This is a genomic window from Dactylosporangium sp. NPDC051484 (assembly GCF_040689395.1).
In the GTDB taxonomy this organism is placed as follows: domain Bacteria; phylum Actinomycetota; class Actinomycetes; order Mycobacteriales; family Micromonosporaceae; genus Dactylosporangium.
This window is the reverse complement of record NZ_JBFAZX010000002.1, coordinates 425,294-445,319: the sequence shown is the minus strand read 5'-3', so window position 1 is coordinate 445,319 and position 20,026 is coordinate 425,294. Positions and strand designations below refer to the sequence as shown.

At 73.6% G+C, this 20,026-nt stretch carries 14 protein-coding genes and 1 pseudogene; 11 read left to right on the top strand and 4 right to left on the bottom strand.

Annotated features, from left to right (window positions below; all coding sequences use genetic code 11):
• Positions 1-66 precede the first annotated feature (66 nt).
• The 6 genes from AB0367_RS05950 (at position 67) to AB0367_RS05925 (ending at position 6,934) form a co-directional block, all read left to right on the top strand.
• Positions 67-2,754, top strand: coding sequence for an RNA repair domain-containing protein (locus AB0367_RS05950; protein WP_366225037.1), 2,688 nt, complete (start codon positions 67-69; stop codon positions 2,752-2,754).
• Positions 2,755-2,809: 55 nt separating this feature from the next.
• Positions 2,810-4,024: a histidine kinase gene (locus tag AB0367_RS05945; protein ID WP_366225036.1), complete on the top strand. Its 1,215-nt coding sequence runs from the start codon at positions 2,810-2,812 to the stop codon at positions 4,022-4,024.
• Positions 4,021-4,689 (top strand): response regulator transcription factor, encoded by a 669-nt coding sequence (locus AB0367_RS05940; protein ID WP_366225034.1) that lies wholly within the window; start codon positions 4,021-4,023, stop codon positions 4,687-4,689. Before AB0367_RS05945 ends, AB0367_RS05940 begins: the two co-directional genes overlap by 4 nt.
• 74 nt (positions 4,690-4,763) lie before the next feature.
• The gene (locus AB0367_RS05935; protein ID WP_366225033.1) at positions 4,764-5,471 is read left to right on the top strand and encodes a class I SAM-dependent methyltransferase; all 708 of its coding nucleotides are present in this window, start codon (positions 4,764-4,766) and stop codon (positions 5,469-5,471) included.
• 35 nt (positions 5,472-5,506) lie between these two features.
• On the top strand, positions 5,507-5,836 hold the full coding sequence (locus AB0367_RS05930) for an alpha/beta hydrolase (RefSeq protein WP_366225032.1): 330 nt from the start codon (positions 5,507-5,509) through the stop codon (positions 5,834-5,836).
• Positions 5,837-5,992: 156 nt separating this feature from the next.
• Positions 5,993-6,934: a PfkB family carbohydrate kinase gene (locus AB0367_RS05925; protein ID WP_366225031.1), complete on the top strand. Its 942-nt coding sequence runs from the start codon at positions 5,993-5,995 to the stop codon at positions 6,932-6,934.
• On the opposite strand, the gene AB0367_RS05920 is transcribed toward AB0367_RS05925, so the two are convergent.
• Positions 6,879-8,342: an MDR family MFS transporter gene (locus tag AB0367_RS05920; protein WP_366225030.1), complete on the bottom strand. Its 1,464-nt coding sequence runs from the start codon at positions 8,340-8,342 to the stop codon at positions 6,879-6,881. The two genes, AB0367_RS05925 and AB0367_RS05920, sit on opposite strands and share 56 nt — an antisense overlap.
• A gap of 59 nt (positions 8,343-8,401) precedes the next feature.
• Here AB0367_RS05920 and AB0367_RS05915 point away from each other — a divergent pair, with 59 nt between their 5' ends.
• The 3 genes from AB0367_RS05915 to AB0367_RS05905 are packed head-to-tail and all read left to right on the top strand — an operon-like array spanning position 8,402 to position 10,570.
• Positions 8,402-9,040 (top strand): TetR/AcrR family transcriptional regulator, encoded by a 639-nt coding sequence (locus AB0367_RS05915; RefSeq protein WP_366225029.1) that lies wholly within the window; start codon positions 8,402-8,404, stop codon positions 9,038-9,040.
• An 8-nt stretch (positions 9,041-9,048) separates the two neighbouring features.
• Complete coding sequence (locus AB0367_RS05910; RefSeq protein WP_366225028.1) at positions 9,049-10,083, top strand: nitronate monooxygenase; 1,035 nt, start codon at positions 9,049-9,051, stop codon at positions 10,081-10,083.
• A 22-nt stretch (positions 10,084-10,105) separates the two neighbouring features.
• Positions 10,106-10,570: a GNAT family N-acetyltransferase gene (locus AB0367_RS05905; protein WP_366225027.1), complete on the top strand. Its 465-nt coding sequence runs from the start codon at positions 10,106-10,108 to the stop codon at positions 10,568-10,570.
• On the opposite strand, the gene AB0367_RS05900 is transcribed toward AB0367_RS05905, so the two are convergent.
• Complete coding sequence (locus tag AB0367_RS05900; RefSeq protein ID WP_366225026.1) at positions 10,567-14,214, bottom strand: BTAD domain-containing putative transcriptional regulator; 3,648 nt, start codon at positions 14,212-14,214, stop codon at positions 10,567-10,569. The two genes, AB0367_RS05905 and AB0367_RS05900, sit on opposite strands and share 4 nt — an antisense overlap.
• 969 nt (positions 14,215-15,183) lie before the next feature.
• Here AB0367_RS05900 and AB0367_RS05895 point away from each other — a divergent pair.
• Positions 15,184-15,481 (top strand): annotated as a pseudogene (locus AB0367_RS05895) (IS5/IS1182 family transposase); the annotation flags it as partial.
• Positions 15,482-15,659: 178 nt separating this feature from the next.
• Here the strand turns inward: AB0367_RS05895 and AB0367_RS05890 are convergent.
• Complete coding sequence (locus tag AB0367_RS05890; RefSeq protein WP_366225025.1) at positions 15,660-17,717, bottom strand: M4 family metallopeptidase; 2,058 nt, start codon at positions 17,715-17,717, stop codon at positions 15,660-15,662.
• A 366-nt stretch (positions 17,718-18,083) separates the two neighbouring features.
• Here AB0367_RS05890 and AB0367_RS05885 point away from each other — a divergent pair, with 366 nt between their 5' ends.
• Positions 18,084-19,556 (top strand): bis-aminopropyl spermidine synthase family protein, encoded by a 1,473-nt coding sequence (locus AB0367_RS05885; protein WP_366225024.1) that lies wholly within the window; start codon positions 18,084-18,086, stop codon positions 19,554-19,556.
• On the opposite strand, the gene AB0367_RS05880 is transcribed toward AB0367_RS05885, so the two are convergent.
• The gene (locus AB0367_RS05880) at positions 19,540-19,965 is read right to left on the bottom strand and encodes a protein-tyrosine phosphatase family protein (RefSeq protein ID WP_366225023.1); all 426 of its coding nucleotides are present in this window, start codon (positions 19,963-19,965) and stop codon (positions 19,540-19,542) included. The genes AB0367_RS05885 and AB0367_RS05880 overlap by 17 nt on opposite strands.
• Positions 19,966-20,026: the final 61 nt, after the last annotated feature.

The window sequence follows — 20,026 nt, the reverse complement described above, 5'->3', positions numbered from 1 at the left end:
CATATGCGCCGTACCGGGTAAGAATTCGGTCGCCGCCCACGCGCGGCGCGACCTAGGCTTTCCGGCATGGCGAACGCGCGGGGCGGTGGGCTGCGACCCGTGCAGGACGTCGTCTCGCGGATCCGCTACGACGCCACCCTCGACGCCGCCCGTTTCCACGTCGGCTACGAGGAGCGCGGCGCCGGCATCCGCGAGACGCCGCTGCTCGCCTTCGTGAGCGGCGGCGACGTGCCGTGGCACCGGGTGCGATATGTCAAGGCCGGCCCGGTCGTCGTCTGGGACCGCCGGGCCCGCGTGGACCTCGTCTTCGGCTCCGGCGACGGGCCGCCCGCCGACCTGGCCGCGCTGAGCGCCGACGCTGCGCGGCGCACCCGGCCGCCTGCCGTCACCGCGGCCGCCAAGCGCGGCGTGTCGGCGTTCGACGCGGCCGCCTGCCTGCGATACGACCCGGCGGCCGGCGACTGGGTGCCGGCCGAGCCATCCCGGCCGCCCGCGCCGGTGCACGTCGACGCCGTCCAGGTCGCCACGTTCAACGTGCTTTCCGACGCCTACGACCGTGAGCTGACTTACCCCGAGCGAAGGGTGCCCGCCTGCGTCGAGCTGCTGGCCGGCCTCGGCGCCGACGTGATCGCGCTGCACGAGGTCACCCACGACCTGTGGGCGGCGCTGCTGGCGGCGCCGTGGATGCGGGAGCGCTACTGGATCTGCGCCGGGCCCGACCCGCGGATCGGCTACGGCACGACCCTGCTCGCGCGGTGGCCGCTCGCGCTGGAGGTGCACCGGCTCTCGGCGTACAAGCGCCTCGTGCTCGGCCGCGCCGAGCTCAACGGCCGGTCGGTCGGCTTCGTCGCCGCCCACCTGACGAGCGACCACACCGAGGGGGCCGAGCAGCGCCGGGAGCATCAGCTGCGGGTCATCGCCGAGCGGCTCGGGCGCGGCGACCTCGACGCCGCCGTCGTGCTCACCGACCTCAACGCGGGCGACGACGCCGCGCCCGCCGTGCCCGGCTACGTCGACGCGTGGCGGGCGCTGCACCCGCACGACGCCGGGTTCACGTTCGACCCGGCGGTGAACCCGCTCGCCGCCGTCGCCTCCCGCACCGGGCGCGCCGCGCGGCTGGACCGCATCCTGGTCCGCGGCCCGCTGACGCCGATCGTCGCCGAGCGCTTCGGCGACCGGCCGTTCGCCGAGGACGGCGGCGAGCCCCGCTTCGTCTCCGACCACTTCGGCGTCACCGCGCTACTACAACCGGCGCGAAGGACCGTCGACGCGCCGTCGGTGCACACCTCCGCGCTGGTGGTGCGCCCGCCGCAGTGGGTGTGGGCGCCGATCCAGGCCGTCCGCGCGGCGCACGACCCGGCGCACCGGCGCTGGATGCCGCACATCAACCTCGTCTACGGGTTCGTGCCCGAGGCCGAGTTCGAGGCGGCCGCGCGGGTGGCCGCCGCGGCGGTGGAGGGCCTGGGCCCGATCCGGATCCGGCTGGCGACGCTGCGGTGCTTCGAGCACCGCGGCAGCACCACCGTGTGGCTGGAGCCGCAGACCACGCCGCCGGGCGCGCTACGGCGCCTGCAGGCCGCGCTCGCCGCGCGGTTTCCCGGGTGCGGCGAGCAGGACACCCGCGGCGCGCACGGGTTCACGCCGCACCTGACGGTCGCGAAGCTCACCGGGCCCCGGGCGCGGATCGCGGAACGGGTCGCCGCCATGCAGCGTGACTGGCACCCGGTCGAGTTCACCGTGACCGTCGCCGACCTGATCAGCCGCCGTGGCGACGAGCCGTTCGCGGTGCGCCGCAGCGTGCCGTTCGCGACCGGCCACGAAACGGCCCGGCTCCTCGTCGCCGACGCCGCCGCGGCGGTGCGGCCCGGCTCGCGGGTGCACGTGATCGGCTCGGTCCGCCTGGGCCTGGACACCTCGGCCATCCCGGACACGGACCTCGACCTGCTGTGGGCCACCCCGCGCCCCGCGGCCGGCGACCCGCTGGGCGAACTCGCCGCGGCGCTGCCCGGGGCGCGCAGGGCCGGGACCGTGGTGCCGGTCCTGCGGGCCACCGTCGCCGGGGTCAGCGTCGACGTGCAGCACGTGGCCGTCGCCGACGTCGACCGCCTCGACCCGGACGATCCCGCGCTCGACGACGCCGCCCGGCGCGCGGTGCTGGCCGTCCGCGACGCCGACGCGCTGCTGGAGGGGCTCGACCCGGCCGTGTTCCGGGCGCTGCTGTCCCGCGTCCGCGCCTGGTCCCGCGAGCGCGAGCTCGACGGCGCCGCGTGGGGCCTGGTCGGCGGCTTCACCTGGGCCGTGCTCACCGCCGAGGCCCTGCGGCACAACGCGGCCGCCTTTGAAGGCCCTGACGGCCCTGAAGGCCCGGAAGGCATTGAAGGCATGGACGGGTTCCTGCGGCACTGCGCCGGCCACCCGCGCCGGCCGCGCTCAGGAGACCGGCACGCGTACTGGCCGGTGTACTCGCCGACGCCGCCCGGGGTGAACACGACCCGCACGATGACCCGGTCGACGGCCGCGCTCGTCACCGCCGCGCTGCGCGGCGACCCGCCGCCGGCCCGCCACGACCGCGTGGTCGAGCTGCCGCCCGACGACGACCTCGACGGCCGGATCCTGGGGCTGATCCTGGCGCTGGAGCACGCCGGCGCACGGGTCCGTCCGTATCCGCGCCGCCGCGCCCTGGGCCTCGACGGCGGCGACCCCGCGGCGATCGCGGCCGCGCTGGCGGACCTCGGGTCGCATTCACCCGGGTGAGCGGTGCGCAGCGTCGATCAGGTCCTGGACGAGGTGATCCAGCAGCTGGCATAGCATGGCGATCGTGGGGTGGATCGTCGAGGACCTGGGCCGGTTCCTGTTCGGCAAGGATCCGGCGGTCCACCCGAGGACGCGGCTCGGCCGGGCGCTGCCGCTGATCGGCGCCGTGGCCGGGATGGTGTCGGTCCTGCCGGCGTATCAGTACTACCTCGGCAACGCCCGCGGGTCCGGCGACCGTGACTGGCTGCTGTTGATCGTCGCCTCGGGGCTCATCGCCGCGCCGATCGCGCTGGTCGCCACCCGGCCGCTGCTGGCCTGGCGGATCGCGTTCCTCGCGGCGATCCTCACCCCGCTGCGCATCCAGCTCGAGCAGGGCACACCCTGGCCATGGCAGCCATTGCAGATGCTCAGCTATCCGCTGATCCTCGCCGTCGTGGCGATCCGCCACCCGCGCGGCGTGGTGCTGTGGACCGGCGTGTCCGCGTTCCTGCTCGTCACGCTGTACGTCCGGCCACCCAACATCGCCGGGCTGCTCCTGCTCGTCATGGCGATCCTCGTCGTCGGCGACCAGATCCGCCGCCGCCGCGAGGTGCAGCGCGCGCTCGCCGAGGAGGAGGAGCGCTCCGAGCTCGCCCAGGCGCGGCGGGCGGTCGCCGAGGAGCGCAACCGCATCGCGCGCGAGCTGCACGACGTCGTCGCGCACCACATGTCGCTGATCGCCGTGCGGGCGGAGACGGCCGTCTACCGCATCGAGGGCGTGCCGCCGGCCGTGGCCGAGGAGCTGCAGGCCATCGCCGGCACCTCGCGCGAGGCGCTCACCGAGATGCGACGCCTGCTCGGCGTGCTGCGCGACGACTCCCTTCCGCTGACCGAGCCGCAGCCGACCCTCGACGAGCTCGACGGGCTGGTCCGGGAGGCGCGGGAGGCGGGCGTGCGGGTGAAGTTCTCGCCGGTGCCGGGCACGCCGGTGCCGCCGGGCGTCGGGCTGGCCGCGTTCCGCATCGTGCAGGAGGCCCTGAGCAACGCCCGCCGTCATGCGACCGGCGCGCCGGTGACGATCACGATCCGCAGGCACGAGTCAGACCTGGTGGTCCTCGTGCGCAACGAGCCGACCGGCGCGACGCCCGGGCCGGTGGGCAAGGGCAAGGGCCATGGCCTGCTCGGCATGCGCGAGCGGGCCACGGCGGTCGGCGGGACCCTGCTGGCCGGCCCGGTCGCCGACGGCGCGTACGAGGTCGTCGCCACCCTCCCGCTGAACGGAGCCGCATGATCAAGATCCTGATCGTGGACGACCAGGCGATGGTCCGGCAGGGCTTCGCCGCGCTGCTGGCCGCCCAGCCCGACTTCACCGTCGTCGGCGACGCGGCCAACGGCGAGCAGGGCGTGACGCTGGCCCGCGACCGCGCCCCCGACGTCGTACTCATGGACATCCGCATGCCCGTCCTCGACGGCCTGGAGGCCACCCGGCGCATCCTCGGCGCCGCGCCCGGGCTGCACCGGCCCCGGGTGCTCATGCTCACCACGTTCGACCTGGACGACTACGTGTTCGAGGCGCTGCGATCCGGCGCGTCCGGATTCCTGCTCAAGGACGCGCCCGCCGCCGAACTCGTCAACGCGGTGCGGGTCGTCGCGGCCGGCGACGGGCTGCTCGCGCCTTCGGTGACCCGCAAGCTCATCGAGCAGTTCGCCGCCCGGCCGCGCGCCGTGGCCCACCAGCCGGCCCGGCTGCGCGGCCTCACCCCGCGCGAGGTCGAGGTGCTGCGGCTCATCGCGCGCGGTCGGTCCAACGCCGAGATCGCCGAGTCGCTGGTCGTCGCCGAGCAGACCGTGAAGACCCACGTGAGCCGGGTGCTGCAGAAGCTCGACCTGCGCGACCGGGCTCAGGCCGTCGTGTTCGCCTACGAGACCGGGGTCGTCAACGCGGGGGAGCAGTAGTCCCGCGGTACGACGCGCGGGATGGCTCCCGGGGATGACGCGCCCGCGCGCGGCGGCCGCCTACCTTCGCGCGCATGTACACGCTGGACATCCTCATCGGTTGGTACCGCGAGCACGCCGCCGACCTGCGCGCGGCCCGCGAGGAGCAGCGCGAGCTGCTCGCACAGCGCCCGATGCGCCCGAAGCTCGACGACATCGAGGCAGAGATCAGCTACCTCACCGTCCGGGCGCTGCGCCCGCACACGGTCGTCGAGATCGGCTCGTACCACGGCTGGTCGACCTCGTGGCTGCTGCGCGCCCTGCGCGACAACGGCGACGGCGTGCTGTACACCTACGACCTTGTCGGTCACGCCGCCCGCACCCTGCCCGACGAGCTGACCCGCACCCGATGGCGGTTCACCCGCGGCGACGTGCGCACCACCGAACTGCCCGACGACCCGGGCTTCCTGCTCGTCGACGCGCGGCACACGGCCGGCTTCGCCCGCTGGTACACCGCGGCCGTCCTGGACCGGCTCAAGCCCGGCGTCGCGGTCGCCGTGCACGACGTCTTCCACGGCCGGCGGCCCTGGCCCAACAGCGAGGGCGCGGTGCTGCTGCGCTGGCTGCGCGAGCGCGGGCTCGGCTACCTCACCGCCGCCCGCCGCGGCGACCCCGACCTGCGCGAGCACCTGCTGGGCGTGAAGCGTCGGCTGCGCATGTCCGCCCCCGTGCACGCCGGCACCCACGACCCGATGGTCTTCTTCGGTACCGCGGAGGTATCCGATGACCGCTCCGCGGTATGACGATCGCACGCCCGCCCCGTTCCTAGCTTCCCGGCATGCGAACGCTGCTGCTGCTCCCCGTCGCCGCTGCCCTGCTCACCGCCTTCGGCCCGACCCAACCGGACGCCACCGCGCCGCCGCTGCCGATCCACAGCGGGCGGTACCCCGACGGCCGCGCCCTGGAGGTCGTCGGCGACCCGTCCGCCGCCCGGACCGTCGTGCTGCTCGTCCCCGGCGTCGACACGACCGTCGCCGACTTCGACCGCATTCTGGCCGTCGGACGGGCGGACAGCAACGACCGTGGAGCGCGGGTAAGACCAGCGGTGACGTTGGCGCAGCGCGGCGAAGCGGTAACCCACCGGAAGTCTGCCGCGAAAGCGGCGTGACAGTCCGGAATCTCCCGCCTTCCAGGCGGGAGAGGACGTCAATTCGTCCTCGGCAGCGAGATCCTCCGCGCGCTGGCCGGCATCGCCCTCGGAGCGGTTTCGTATCAAGCCTTGTAGCCCCCTTCGATGTCCGCCTTCGCGGCTATGCTGCCGGCTATGGTGGACTTCGATGTCTTGGTGCTCGGCGGTGTCGGGGTGGACACGATCGTCCGGGTGCCTGAGCTGACCGTCCCGCCGGGCGACTACCTGCCGGTGCCCCCGGTGCGTGACTACGTGGCCCACTCGGGCAACGGCGTGGCGCTCGGCTTCCACGCGCTGGGCCTGCGCACCAAGTTCGCCGACCACATCGGCGACGACCCGCAGGGCGAGCTGATCCGAGCCCGCTACGCCGCCGTCGGCCTCGACTTCAGCGGCCACCCGGCCCCCAACGGCACCCCGCGCAGCGTCAACCTCGTCGACGCCGGCGGTCGCCGCTTCTCCTTCTTCGACGGCCGCCACCCCGAGGGCATCGTGCTGCCGGAGGAGTTCTACCTGCCCCTCGTCGAGCGCGCCGCGCACGTGCACGTCGCTACCGCCCGCACCCCGGCGGTCTGGGCAGCCGCCCGGAAACTCGGCATCTCCACCTCGACCGACGTGCATGCCTGGAACGGCACCGACGACTGGGCGTGGCCCATGGCCGGCGAGGCCGACCTCGTGTTCCTGAGCTCCGCAGCCGCGCCGGATCGCATCGACGACATCATGAAGCGCATCGCGGCCGAGGGCCGCGCCTCGGTCGTGGTCGCCACCGAGGGCGAGGCCGGCAGCCGCGTCCTGGCCGGATCGGACGGGGCTGTGCGACGCTTCCCGGTGGCCCGCCCGGAGCGCCCGGTGGTGGACAGCAACGGTGCCGGCGACGCGTACAGCACCGCCTTCATGAGCCGGTGGCTGCAGGGCCGCCCGGTGCCGGAGTGCGCGCTGGCCGGCGCGGTCTCCGGCGCCTTCGCCTGCGGGGCGGCCGGCACCCACGAGGAGCTGATCACGGAGCCGGAGCTGGCCGCGGCGGTCATGCGCGCGGCTGCGGGTTTCCGGGACGTCGATCCTTCCCGGACAGCCGCATAGAGCCTTCCTTCTCGGCCGGCCGTATCTGGTCGTCTTTCCCGGCCGCCCGCAGCGGCAGGAGCAGTGCGGGAATCGCCGCGAACGCGGTGAAGCCGGTGACCCACCAGAAGGTGTCCGCGTAGGCGGCGGCCGGCGCGCCAGGGTGGTGGGCCATCCGGTACTGCAGGATCGCCGCCAGCACGGCCGCGCCGACCGAGGCGCCGACGGTTTGCACCATGGTGATGGCGCTGGTCGCGCCGGGGATCATGGTGAGCGGCAGGCCCTGGTAGGCGGCGGCCGAGACCGGGACCGCGACAGCGGCGATCCCGATGCCCCAGACCAACAGCGCACCGGCCAGGACGAGGTCGCCGGTGTGCGAGGTCACCCGCGTGTAGGCGATGGCACCGACCGTGGTCACGGCGATTCCGGTGAGTACGACCGGACGCGCGCCGATGCGGTCGGTCAGCCGGCCGACGTAGGGCAGGGCGAGGATGGTGCCGAGGCTCTGTGGGGCCAGGAGCAGGCCGGCGGTGAGCGCGTCGTGGCCGCGGACCTGCTGGTAGTATAGAGGGATCAGCATCAATGCTCCGAAGATTGACAGCCGTGACACGAAATTGAGCGCCGAGGCGGCGGCCAGTGCCCGGTGCGTGAACAGGCGCAGATCGAGCACCGGGGCGCCGGACGTGCGTAGCGCGTAGACGATGAAGGCGGCCAGCAGGACCGCGCCGACACCCAGCGGGAGGAGCCCGCCGCCGGGCGCGCCGGTCCGGGACAGGCCGAGGACGAGCAGGGCGACGGCGGGCGACAGCACCGCCAGGCCGGGCAGGTCAAGGCGCCGGAACTGCCGCCGACCGTCGTCCGGGATGCCGCGGTAGGACAGCGCCAGCGCGAGCAGGCAGACAGGTACGTTGACGTAGAAGATCCAGCGCCAGTCGAGTCCGTCGACGATCAGGCCGCCGAGCAGCGGGCCGCCGACAGGCGCGAGCTGCGTGGGTACGGCCGAGATCGCCATCACCCGGCCACGGCGCTCCGGGCCCGCGGCGTGCGCGAGGATCATGATGCTCAACGGGACGATCATGCCGCCGCCGATCCCCTGTGCGACGCGGAACGCGATGAGGCTGCCCACCGACCAGGCGGTGCCGCACAGCATCGAACCGACCATGAACGCGGCGAGCGCGAACAGCCACATGGTCCGGATGCCGAAGCGCTCGGCCAGCCGGCCGGCCAGGGGGACCACGATCGCGATCGACAGCAGATAAGCGGTGTTGACCCACTGCACCGTGGCGATGGGGGCCTGGAAGACGCGGGTCATGCCGGCCAGCGCGACGGTGACCATCGTCATGTCCAGCATCGCGGTGATGGTGCCGGTGACGACGACGGCGCTGAGCCTGAGTACAGCGCGGTCGAGGCGCGCGACAGTCTCACCCATGAACTGCACTATACGGTGCAGTGTAGTTGCTGGCTACACTGCACCGTATAGTGGTGGACATGTCGAACGCCCCGGTCCCGCTCCGTCAGGGCTCACCCGTCAAGCGCGTCGCGATCGCGCGCGCGTCGCTTGAGGTCTTCGTGCGGGAGGGCTACGCGCGCGCGAGCGTCGACGCCATCGCCGCGAGCGCGGGCGTCTCCAAGCGCACCATCTACGACTACTACGGGGACAAGGAGCAGCTGTTCCTGTCGACCCTCCGGGAGACTCAGGAGGCGCAGACGGCGGCGTTCAACGAGCTGCTGGACCGTACCCTCGGCCGGTTCGATGACGTTGAGGCCGCCCTGATCCGCTTCGGCCGCGAGTTCGCCATCGAGATCGCCCGATCAGCGGAGCGGGCGGCCGTGATGCGCCTCATGATCGCGGAGGTGTCGCACTTCCCGGCCCTGTTGGAACGGGCCTCCGCCGGCTCCGTCCAGCGTGCCCTCGCCGACCGGCTGGCCGAGCTGGCCGAGCTGGGCCTGCTGGACGTCTCGGACCCGATGGAAGCCGCCGAGTTTCTGGGGCTGCTGGTCACCGGCCGCGTGAACAACCGATCCTGGTACGGCGCAGTGCAACTCGACGATGCCGAGATCACCCGCCTTGCCGTGGGTGGCGTGCAGATCTTCCTGCGCGCCTACGGCCGCCCACGCGAGAGATGATCGGAAGCATGACTGCATTGTTCGCGGACCTCGGTGTCACCTCGCCCGTCATCGCGGCGCCCATGGCCGGTGGGCCCACCACGCCGGCCCTGGTCGCGGCGGCCGGGCGGGTCGGGGCGCTCGGGTTCCTCGCCGCCGGGTATCGCACGCCGGACGACCTCGCCGCCCAGATCGACGCCGTGCGGGCGGGCGGGACGGAGGCGTTCGGGGTCAACGTGTTCGTGCCGAACCCGGTGCCCGTCGACGCGGCCGAGTTCCGGCGGTACGCGGAGGAGTTGCGTGCCGAGGGCGAGCGGTTCGGGCTGGACCTGGCCGCGGCCGAGCCCGTCGAGCACGACGATCACTGGGCGGAGAAGGTCGACCTGCTGCTCGCCCGGCCGGTGCCGGTGGTCTCGTTCACGTTCGGGCTGCCGCCCGAGGGGGTCGTCGCGGCGCTACGGCGGGCCGGCACCGTCGTGCTGCAGACGGTCACGTCCACGCAGGAGGCGCGCGCCGCGGCCGACGCCGGGGTGGACGGGCTCGTCGTGCAGGCGTCGGCGGCCGGGGCGCATTCGGGGACGTTCACGCCGGAAGTGATGCCCCGGGACGTACCGCTGCCGGATCTGCTGCGAGCGGTGCGGGCGACGGTGAACCTGCCGCTGGTCGCGGCCGGCGGGATCGCGACCGCGGCCTCCGTCGCCGACGCGCTGCGGGCCGGGGCCGCGGTGGCGATGGTCGGCACGGCGCTGCTGCGCACGGACGAGAGCGGCGCCTCCGCGGTGCACAAGGCCGCCCTGGCTGAGCGGGCGGGATCGGACACGGTCGTGACGCGGGCGTTCAGCGGGCGGCCGGCGCGGGCGCTGCGCAACCTGTTCGTGCAGCGATACCACGAGCGCGCTCCGCTGGGCTATCCGGCGGTACACCACCTGACGACGCCCCTGCGCCGCGCGGCGGCCGCGGCCGGTGACGCCGAACGGGTCAACCTGTGGGCGGGCACCGGATTCCGGCACGCGACCGACGGCCCGGCCACGGCGGTGCTCACGGCGCTGGCGGCCGACAGCTAGGCTTACGATCTTGGAGCGTGGCATGACCGGGTGGACGATCGAGGAGCGCCCCTGGGACGACCCGGCCGGCGCGGCGTTGCGGGCGGCCCAGCGCGCCGAGCTCGACGCGCGCTACGGCGCCGGTGACCACGAGCCCGGCGCCGCCCCCTCGGCCGCCGACGTCGACCTCTTCCTCGTCGCCGTGCGCGGCGGCGCCGCGGTCGGTTGCGGCGCGCTGCGCCGGCTCGGCGCAACCACGGCGGAGATCAAGCGGATGTACGTCACCCCGCCCAGCCGCGGCACGGGCGTCGCGGCGGCGTTGCTGCGCGCGCTGGAGGCGGCCGCAGCCGAGCGCGGGTGGCCGGTCCTGCGCCTGGAGACCGGCACCGAGCAGCCCGACGCGCGGCGTTTCTACGAGCGGGAGGGGTACCGGCGGATCCCGCTCTTCGGTGTCTACGAGGGCTCGGCGCTCTCGGTCTGCTACGAGCGGGTCCTCACAGCCGGCTAGCCCAGCTCGGCGACGGCGGCCTCGGCGCGCGCTGTGGCGGGGGCGTGGTGCAGCGCCCGGGCGAGTCGCAGCGCCTCGCGCGCGCCCTCGAGGTCGCGCAGCGCGAGCGCGCGGATGCGGCGCAGGTCGGGCTCGGAGAAGCCGCTCTGCCCCGGCAGGCCTCGCTCGATCGCCGCGTCCGCCACCGCTGCGGCCTCGTCGCGCCGGTCCAGCGTGAGCAGCGCGTCGGCGAAGAGCGCCTCGAGCCGCCCGAAGCGGCGCATCGCGTCGCCCAGGTGCTCGCGGGCGGCGGTCATCCGCTCCAGCCCGGCCGTGTCAGCAGGGTCACCCGTGCGTACCTCCGTCCAGCCCAGGACCAGGCCGGCCAGGCTGCGGTACTCCGGATGCCCGCCCCGCTCCGCGAGCGCGAGGGTTTCGCGGGCCGCCGCGCCCGCCGCCACCGGGTCGTCGCGGTCGGCGGCCACGACGGCCACGAAGTACGCGACGTACATGTCCAGGAACAGCTCGCCGACCAGGGCCGCGCGCTCCCGGGCGGCGCGCAGGTGCGCCTGCGCCGCGGCGTCGTCGCCGAGCAGCCCGCAGACGATCGCGGCCGGCGCGTGCGCGCCGATGATCGGGTCCCAGTTGACGATCGGGAAGATCCGCAGGTCGCCGCCGGGCAGCGCCTCGAGCGCGGTCTCGAAGCACCGGTGCGCGCGGGGCAGGTCGAGCACGGTGAGCGCGGCGTGGCCCTCGTGCACCTCGGCGACGAGCGCCGCCCACGGGTCGCCACCCTGCTGGGCGGGGGCGCGGGCCACCGACACGGCGCGCTGCACGTCTCCCGCCGCCGTGTGGAAGGAGGCGTACCCCCACAGCGCCGGCAGCACGTCGAGCACCGGACGCCCGCGCAGGCGCAGCAGCAGCGGCTCCATGGCGGCGTACTGCTCGGCCACGAACGGCGCGAGGTAGCCGTGCGTCGCCTGGTGCATGTAGGCGAGCCGGATGCGCAGGTCGAGCTCGGCGACGTCGCGCCGCTCGCCGGACGGGGCGCGGTGCAGCACCTCAAGGGCCTCCTGCAGCATCGCCGAGGCCTGTTCGTGCGCGGTCCGCTCGTACGCATCGCCGGCCGCCTCCGCGAGCGCCGGCACCACGTCGAAGGGCGAGAGCACCGGCAGCGCCGCCCGCAGGTGCCCGGCCAGCTGCGCGGCGGTGCCCAGCCCGGTGTCGCGCAGCGCCTGCGCCGCGCGGGCGTGCAGCCGGGCGCGGCGCAGCGGGCCCTGATCCTGGTACGCGGTCTGGCGCACCAGGTCGTGCGAGAAGCGCAGCAGCCCCGGGTCGTCGGTGGCCGTGAGCAGCCCGCTGACCACGGCGGTGTCGAGCGTGTCGAACAGCGCCAGCTCGTCGATCTGCACGACCTCGCGCAGCACCGGTACCGACACGTCGCGCCCCAGCACCGAAGCGACCGCGAGCACGGCGTTGACCTGGCCGGGCAGCTTGGCGAGCCGGCGCCGGACGACCTCCTGGACGCGCACGGGCACGTGCTCGGGCGACAGCGTGCGCTCGGCCTCCAGCACGCGCAGCAGCTCCACGACGAAGAACGGGTTGCCGCCGGTGCGGTCGGCCAGCATCGCCACGGTCTCGGGCGGCACGTCGCCGCCGGTCACCGAGCGAGCCAGGGCCGCGATGGCGTCGGGCTCGAGGCCGTGCAGCGGCAGCCGTACCGCGGCCGGATCGGCGACCAGCTCCGCGAGCACGCCGGCCAGCGGCGCCTCGGGGGCGAGCTCGGCCTCCCGATACCCGACGGCGAGCAGCATCCGGCCGCGCCGCAGCGCCTTGGCGAACATGGTCAGCAGCACGGTCGACGGGGCGTCGAGCCAGTGCGCGTCGTCGACGACGAGCACGAGTGGCGCGTGGGCGGCGAGGCGGCACAGTCCGTCGACGATGCCCTGGAAGAGCCGGGACCGCGCCATCTCGGGATCGGCGAGCCGCTCGGCGGTGGACAGCGGCAGGACCTCATTGAGGGTGGGATCGAGCACGCCGGGCAGGTTCCCGTACGGCGCGAACGCCGCCGCCAGGGCCGCCGCCGCGCCCTCGGTCGAGGTGGCGATCCCGCGCAGGATCTGCGCCCAGGGCAGGAACACCGGCGGCGCGTCGCCGTCCACGCCGGTCCCGGTGCCGACGAGCCCCCCGACTCGCCGCTCGGCGCGGGCCGCGACCTCCCGCAACAGCGCGGACTTGCCGATGCCGGGGCTACCGGAGACGAGCAGCAGCCGCCCCCGCCCGGCAGCGGCCTCGGCGAGCAGCCGGTCCACGGTGCGCAGCTCGTCATCACGCCCGACGAGCGCGTCAGCGTCAGCCACGTCCACAGCGCCCGGCCCGCTTACGGCGCCCAGGAGGCCCACGGCGCTCGTAGCGCCCGGCCCGCTCGCAGTGCCGGGGACACTCGTAGCGCCGGGGATACTCGTAGCGCCGGGGATACCCGCAGTGCCGGGGACGCCTGCCGCGCCGGTGGCGCCGCCAGTGCCCAAGACGCCAGCAGCGCCCGGGATACCCGCAGTGTCCGGGACGCCCGCCGTGCCGCCGGCGCCGCCAGTGCCCAAGACGCCTGCCGCGCCGGGTGCGCCGTCAGCGCCCAAGGTGCCCGCAGTGCCGGGGGCGCCTGCCGCGCCGGGGGCGCCCGCAGTGTTCAGGACGCCCGCCGCGCCGACGGCGCCGCCAGTGCTCAAGATGCCTGCAGTGCCCGGGACGCCGCCGTCGTGCAGGACGCCCGCTGCGCGCCCATCGGCCGACATTTCGGAAATCTCCGGAACACCAGGAGGAACAGGCGCTGACGCGGCCGAGGCCGGTGCTGTCGAGATCGGGGCGGCGGAGACCGGTTCGGTGCCTGCGGCGAGGGTCAGGTGCGGAGCCTGACGCAGGATGTCCTGGGCCAGCTGCTGCAGCGCCGGCCCGGGCTCGATGCCAAGCTCGTCGATCAGCCCGGCGCGCGCCCGCGAGTACGCCGCCATCGCGTCGGCCTGACGGCCGCAGCGGTACTGGGCGAGCATGAGCTGACCCCACAGGCGTTCGCGGTAGGGCGCCTCGGCGAGGGCGCCCTCGCTGCGGTACACCACCTCGGCGGCGCGACCGAGGGCCAGCAGCGCCTCCGAGTGCTGCTCCATCGCGGTGAGGCGCAGCTCGGACAGGCGGCTGCGCTCGGCCCGCGCCAGGGGCGACTCGCCGAGCTCCGGCAGCGGATCGCCGCGCCACAGCTGCAGGGCTTCGCTCAGCGTGCGTAGCGCGGCCGCCGGGTCGGTGGCCAACTCCGCGGCGGAGTGCTCCACGGCGGCGGCGAACAGGGCCGCGTCGATGGAGTCGGCCGGGACCTGCAGGAGGTATCCGGGCGCGCGGCTGACCAGCACGGTCGAGCGGTCGCGCGAGGTGCGGCCCGGCTCGAGGGCCCGGCGCAGCCGCGAGACGTATGCCTGCAGCGACGCGATGGCCCGCTCCGGCGGCTCGTCGGCCCACAGCTCGTCGATGAGCCGCTGCACGGAGACGATCCGGCCGGGCTGGGTCGCCAGCATGGCCAGGACGGCGCGCTGCTTCGGGGTGCCCGTGTCGACCGGGTCGCCGGCGTTGGTGACCTCGAGCGGGCCCAGGATGTGGAACTGGAGGATGCCGGACACCTCCCGCCTGTCGACCGGGCCGCGGGGCCGGAGCCTCGCGGCGAACGAACCGTGCGCCGGCGGCGCCGCGACGAGCGTACGGGGCGGGTTCAACCCAGCGAGTCCGGGGGATGGATGAGGACCTGAAGCGGTGAGGCCGGGACGGCCGCCCGGCGTGTCGGGTACGGCCGAACGGACCATGATCGACCCGGTCCGTACGGATGATCCATCTGGTTCGGAAGGCCACAGGACTGCCGCTCGGGGCGGCGGTTTCGGTTGGGTTCTGGGATAATTACAGGCATGGGGCAGCTGCAATTGTTCTCGAAGACGGAATTGGCTGCCATGCGTGACCGGACCAGGTCACGTCGTTATTCTCCGGCGAATGAGCAGTTCCGCCAGGAGCATGCCCGGCATCGGGAATGGGGCCTGGCCAGAAGGCACGCCGAGAAGCTCCGCCGCGTGCGTGGTGACACCCCGCCGACGGTCAGTGACCAGCGCGGCGGATCGGGTCCGGTGCCGTCCTCGCCGCCTCCGCCTCCGCCTCCGCCGGTCACGCCGCCTGACCAGGCGCGAACTGACCAGGCGCGACGTCCCGCGAGCAGCACCGCGGCAGACGACTGCGATCCCGCGCCGCGCCAGGTGGGTGCCGCCGGGCGGCCCGGTCCTGTCCCGAAGCGTCGTCGCGCATCCATGCCACAGTTGCGCCGGCCCGCCGGTCCGGCAACGCGTCGAATGGTCGGCGGCAATACACGGCCGCCGGTGTATCGCGGCTGTCTTTCGACAATGCCGCGCTCGGCCGGGCGGCTTTTCCGCCGAATGCTCCGAAAGGCGGGAACAAGCAACCGCTGTCCCCATGGACCGCCGGTGCCTATTCTCGAATGAGTCTTTCCGCGTAGCGGTTCCAGGACCGTAGGTAGGCATCGGCCGTGGCGGCTGCGACACGCGGAACCTGTTGCGGTGCAAGGGAAGACGCCCAGGGTTCCTGTTACCCGCGCGTTGAGCTGCTGCAAGCAGGCGATCCTGGTCATCCGGGTTCACCCCCTACGCCTATCCGCACGAGGGCCTCGCCGTGCCGGCCGGCCAAGCCCAGAGCCTGGAAGCGGCGCTGCTCGCAGCGAAGATGGCCGGCCACGATCACGTCAACATCGAGGGCACCCTGATCGAGACCGGACCTGGAGTGGTCCGGCGAACACGACAACCACGGCGGGAACATCCAGGCGGTCATCGCCCCGGACGGGTGGCCACCGTGGACCTCGCCGGCACGCCCTGCCGCGAACACGACACCACCGTGCCGCGCGAACACACCGAGCTGCCGCCCCAAACGACCCCGTGGACCGGCGACCCGCTCCGCGTACCGGGCCCCGGGTGCCCGGGCCACGAGGGTGAGGCAGGCACCATCACCGCAACATTCAGCCGCGGAGGGGCCCGGGCGACGCGCGGCCCGGGCCCCTGACGTGCGCTGCCGGTTAGCTCAGCGTGACGGCCGTGTCGTCGATGACGAACGACGTCTGCAGCGAGGAGTCCTCGGTGCCGCTGAACTTGATGTTCACCGTCTGGCCCGCGAAGGCGTTGAGGCTGAAGGTCTTGAACTGGTAGCCCGACGCCTTGTCGAGGTTGGACAGGGTGCCCAGGGTGGTCGTGCCGGCCGAGATGGTCAGTTTGTCGTACTGCGTCGTGGTGGTCGTCTCGGCCGAGTCGATGTGCACGTAGAACGTGAGTGTCGCCGTGCACCCGGCCGGGATCGTCACCGACTGGTTGATCTGCTCGGTGTGGGTCGAGCCGTAGCCGTCCAGCCATGCGCTGTACGTGCCGCCGTGCGCGGCCTGGCCGGAGCCGGCCCACTGGCCGATGGTGCCGGTGTTGCCGGCCCACGACGCCGTGCCGGACTCGAAGCCGGGGTTGAGCAGCTTCTGGCCCGAGCAGCCGCCGGTGGGCGGCGGCGACGACGGCGGGGTGGAGGAGGGCGGCGGCGTGGTGCCGCACGTCGGGTCGCTCGACTGCGCCGGCACGGACACCGCGTCCCACGCGGCCTTGACCGTGTTGAACTCGTTGCAGCTGCTCGGGAACAGGTTCTTGGCCGCGGTCAGCGTCCAGGTGCGGTACTTCAGGTACGACGACGACGAGGTCTTCATCAGCATCGCGTTGTACATGATCTTGATCGCGTTCTGGATGCCGAGCGGGTTGCCCACCGTCGAGCCGTTGCACGTGGGGCTGGCCGGCTGGCCGTTGCCGGCCGAGCCCTGAGCCACCAGGTAGAACCAGTGGTTGCCGGGGCCGGCGGCGGCGTGGACCTCCTGCGACGGCGTGCTGCTGGAGTAGCAGTTGTCGTCACCGGCGAGCGACGGGTTGTACATGTAGCGGATCGGGCCGCTGCCGACGAGGTTGATCTCCTCGCCGACCTGGTAGTCCGGCGGGTCGTTCGGGTTGTTGGCGAACCACTCGGTGGCCGCGCCGAACGTGTCCGCGACGAACTCCTGGGTGTTGCCCTTGGAGATGCCGCCCGGCGTGGTGTCGTCAACGCCGTGGCCGATCTCGTGGCCGACGACGTCGGCGGAGCTGATCCACTGGCCGGCGGTGTTCTTGCCGATCTGGACCTGCGTGCCGTCGTAGTAGGCGTTCTGGTCGTTGAGGCCGACGCGGATCGGCCAGGCGCCGCCGCTGCCGTTCATGCCGTTGCGGCCGAGCCACGACGACAGCATCGCGGCTTCCTGCTGCGCCGCGTACAGCGCGTCGACGCAGCCGGTCTCCCGGTTCGTGCCGACCCCGTTGCCCCACACGTCCGTCGACTTGGTGAACGTGGTGTTGTTCGCGGCGTCCTGGCAGGACAGGTTCGTGATCGACGGGTCCTTCAGGCTGTACGTGCTGCCCGAGAGTGTGGTGTTGATCGTCACCGAGCCGTTGATCCAGCCCGTGCCGGTGCCCCGTACGACATGTTCGGTCGTGTTGAGCAGGGCGCCGCTGGCGGCGTCGACGTCGACGGTGAGCCGGCTGACGCCCTCGGCACCGGTGCCGGACAGCGTGGTCTCGTACGCGAGCTTCGCCGCACCGTCGATCGCGTACACGATGAGCCGCGTGCCCTCGACGTTGCTGACGGTCGTCAGCTGCTTGCGGGCGACGGACTCGGCGTCCGCGGAGCTGATCTTCGCGGCGGTCGAGAGGCTGCCGATCGCCTTGGTCTGCGACACCGACGTGTACTTCGTCGCGCCGGACTTGTCGGTGACGACGACGAAGTCACCGCCGACGACGGGCAGCCCCTTGTAGGTGCGCTCGTACGCGATGTACTTGGCGTTGCCCGAGGCCGTGACCGACTTCTGCACGTAGGCGTCGTCGGTGCTGGGCTGGATCACGCTGGGCTTGCTCTTGACGAACGAGTCGACCGACAGGGCGGCGGCGGCGTTGGACACCTCGACGCGCTCGGAGGACGGCGATGGGGGGGAGGCTTGCACGGCCGCGGCGGTGCCGGCTGTGACCAGCCCGACCGCGAACACTCCGGCCGCTGTAGCGAACCGTGGTGAGAACTTCAAGGGTTGCCTTCTTTCAGCAACGACCCACCCCACCGGGGAATGTTGACGGGGTGCGCCGGAATCAATGGAGACACCCGCACGTCGAAGCGTCTGGATGGCCGGCGTGCGCGCCGTCGACCGGCCTGCCGTCCTCATCGACTTGCGGCGATGCCAGGACCATCACACATCCATCGATGTCTGGACAATAGTCGATGCTTTGGTGCCACCCTCGCCCCCACCCTGTACTTCGAGAGGCGAAACATGCTGGAAATCTCGCGTTCCGTAGATCGAAAGCGCCGCCCGCCGTTACTCCTCGTCAACCGTCAACTGCGAGGTCGCGCCAGGTGGTCAAGCGATCACTCGGCGACATGATGTTAAAGTTCGCGGGTGGAAGCCGAGCCGATCGACCTGGTCGCCGCCGTCGTCTCGGAATCAGGGATCGCCGGGCGCCGGCTGCGCGAGATCATCGCCCGGCTCACCGAGGACCCGCCGACGACCCTCGACGATCTCGTCCGCGATTTCGCGGTCCCGCGGCGCACGGTCGAGGCGCTCCTGCGGGCAGCCGGGCCCCACCTGCGCTCCAGCGGCGGGCAAGTGTCCCTCCTGCCGTCGATCCGGCTGGAGTACCGTGAACGCTTCGCCGCCGACGCGCTGCACCGCACCCCGGAGGTGTCCGGGATGGCGGAGCTCATCGCCGCCGCCCCCGCCGCCGACCAGGCGCTCGACCACGTCTCGGCGACCGCGGAGACCGCGCGGCGCCGGGCGCGCTGGCTGGCGGAGACCTACGACCTGGCCGGCGCCCGGCTGGTGTGCATCGGCGACCATGACCTGACCTCGCTCGCCGTGCGCAAGGCGTGCCCTGATGCCGAGATCACCGTCGTCGACGTCGACGAACGGCTGCTGGCCTACATCGACGGCCAGGGCGCCGGGATCGCCTGCTACCACGCCGACCTGCGCTTCGGTCTGCCCCCGGTGGTCGCCGGCAGCGCGGACCTGGTCTTCACCGACCCGCCGTACACCCCGGAGGGCGTGCAGCTGTTCCTCGGCCGGGGCGCGCAGGCCCTGCGCGACCGGGTCAACGGCCGGCTCGTCATGGCGTACGGGTTCAGCCCGCTGACCCCGGCGCTCGGGCTGAAGGTGCAGCGCGCCGTGCTGGACCTCGACCTGGTCATCGAGGCGATGCTGCCGGCGTTCAATCGCTACCACGGCGCCCAGGCCGTCGGCAGCGCCAGCGACCTGTACGTGTGCCGCCCCACCGCCCACACCTGGCGTGTCCTGGACCGCCGCCTCGACCGGCTGACGGGCTCCGGCAGCTCGGCCAACATCTACACCCACGGCGGGCAGTCCCTGGAGGGCGTCGCGGCGCGCGGCCCCGCCCGCATCCTCGGCGGCGGCCCGCTCGGCGCCGAGGAGGTCACCGTCGACCTCTCGGCCGACCCCGGGCCGTGGCTGGCACGGGTCCTGCTCGCGCTCAACGCCCGATCCGTGACGCTGCTGGTGCCCAACAACCACCCCGACCTGCGCGACGAGGCCGCCCAGGCGGCGCTGCGCGGGCTCGTCGGCGCGAAGTACGACCTGCGCCTGCGCCGCAGCACCCCCGAGCCGCGGCAGGCGACGGTCGAGGCGACCCTGCACCCGCCGGGGTCACCGCCGAGCGTCGCCGAGTGGCTGCTCACACACGCCCATGGCAAGGTCGGCAACGTGCTGCGCGAGGCGCTGCTGCGCGCCGACCCGGCGCTGGAGCGGGCCGAGGCGCAGGCCCGCGCGACGGCGGCGATCGGCCGCCCGGACCATCTCGACGCACGCCTGCTGGACCTGCCCCGGCACACGATCGTCCACCTGCTCAAGGCCGCGAACTGAACCGTTCCACGTAGCGCTTCTGCCACGGCGTCTCGACGGCGTGCGGGTGGTAGTGACGGCGGACGTACGCGACCGCCTGGCCAGCCGGCACGCCGTCGAGGACCGCGATGCAGGCCAGGGCCGTCCCGGTGCGGCCCCGGCCGCCGTTGCAGGCGACCTCCACCCGCTCGTCGCCGGCCCGCCGCAGCGCCTCCGCGAACGCGACCGCGGCCGCCGCCTGGTCCGCGGGCAGGCGGAAGTCGGGCCAGCGCAACCACGCGTACGGCCACCCGGGGGCGGGCGGCGGCTTACCGAGCAGATACAGGCCGTACTGCGGATCCACCGCGGCGGGTGGCCGGCGCAGCCCACGTCCACGGATCAGCCGGCCGGACGGCAGCCGGAGCAGGCCCGGCTCGTCGGAGTGCCACATCCGGCCACCATAGCCCGGTGGCGGGCACCGGCCTGGTGGAATCCGCCGGTCACCGGCTCGG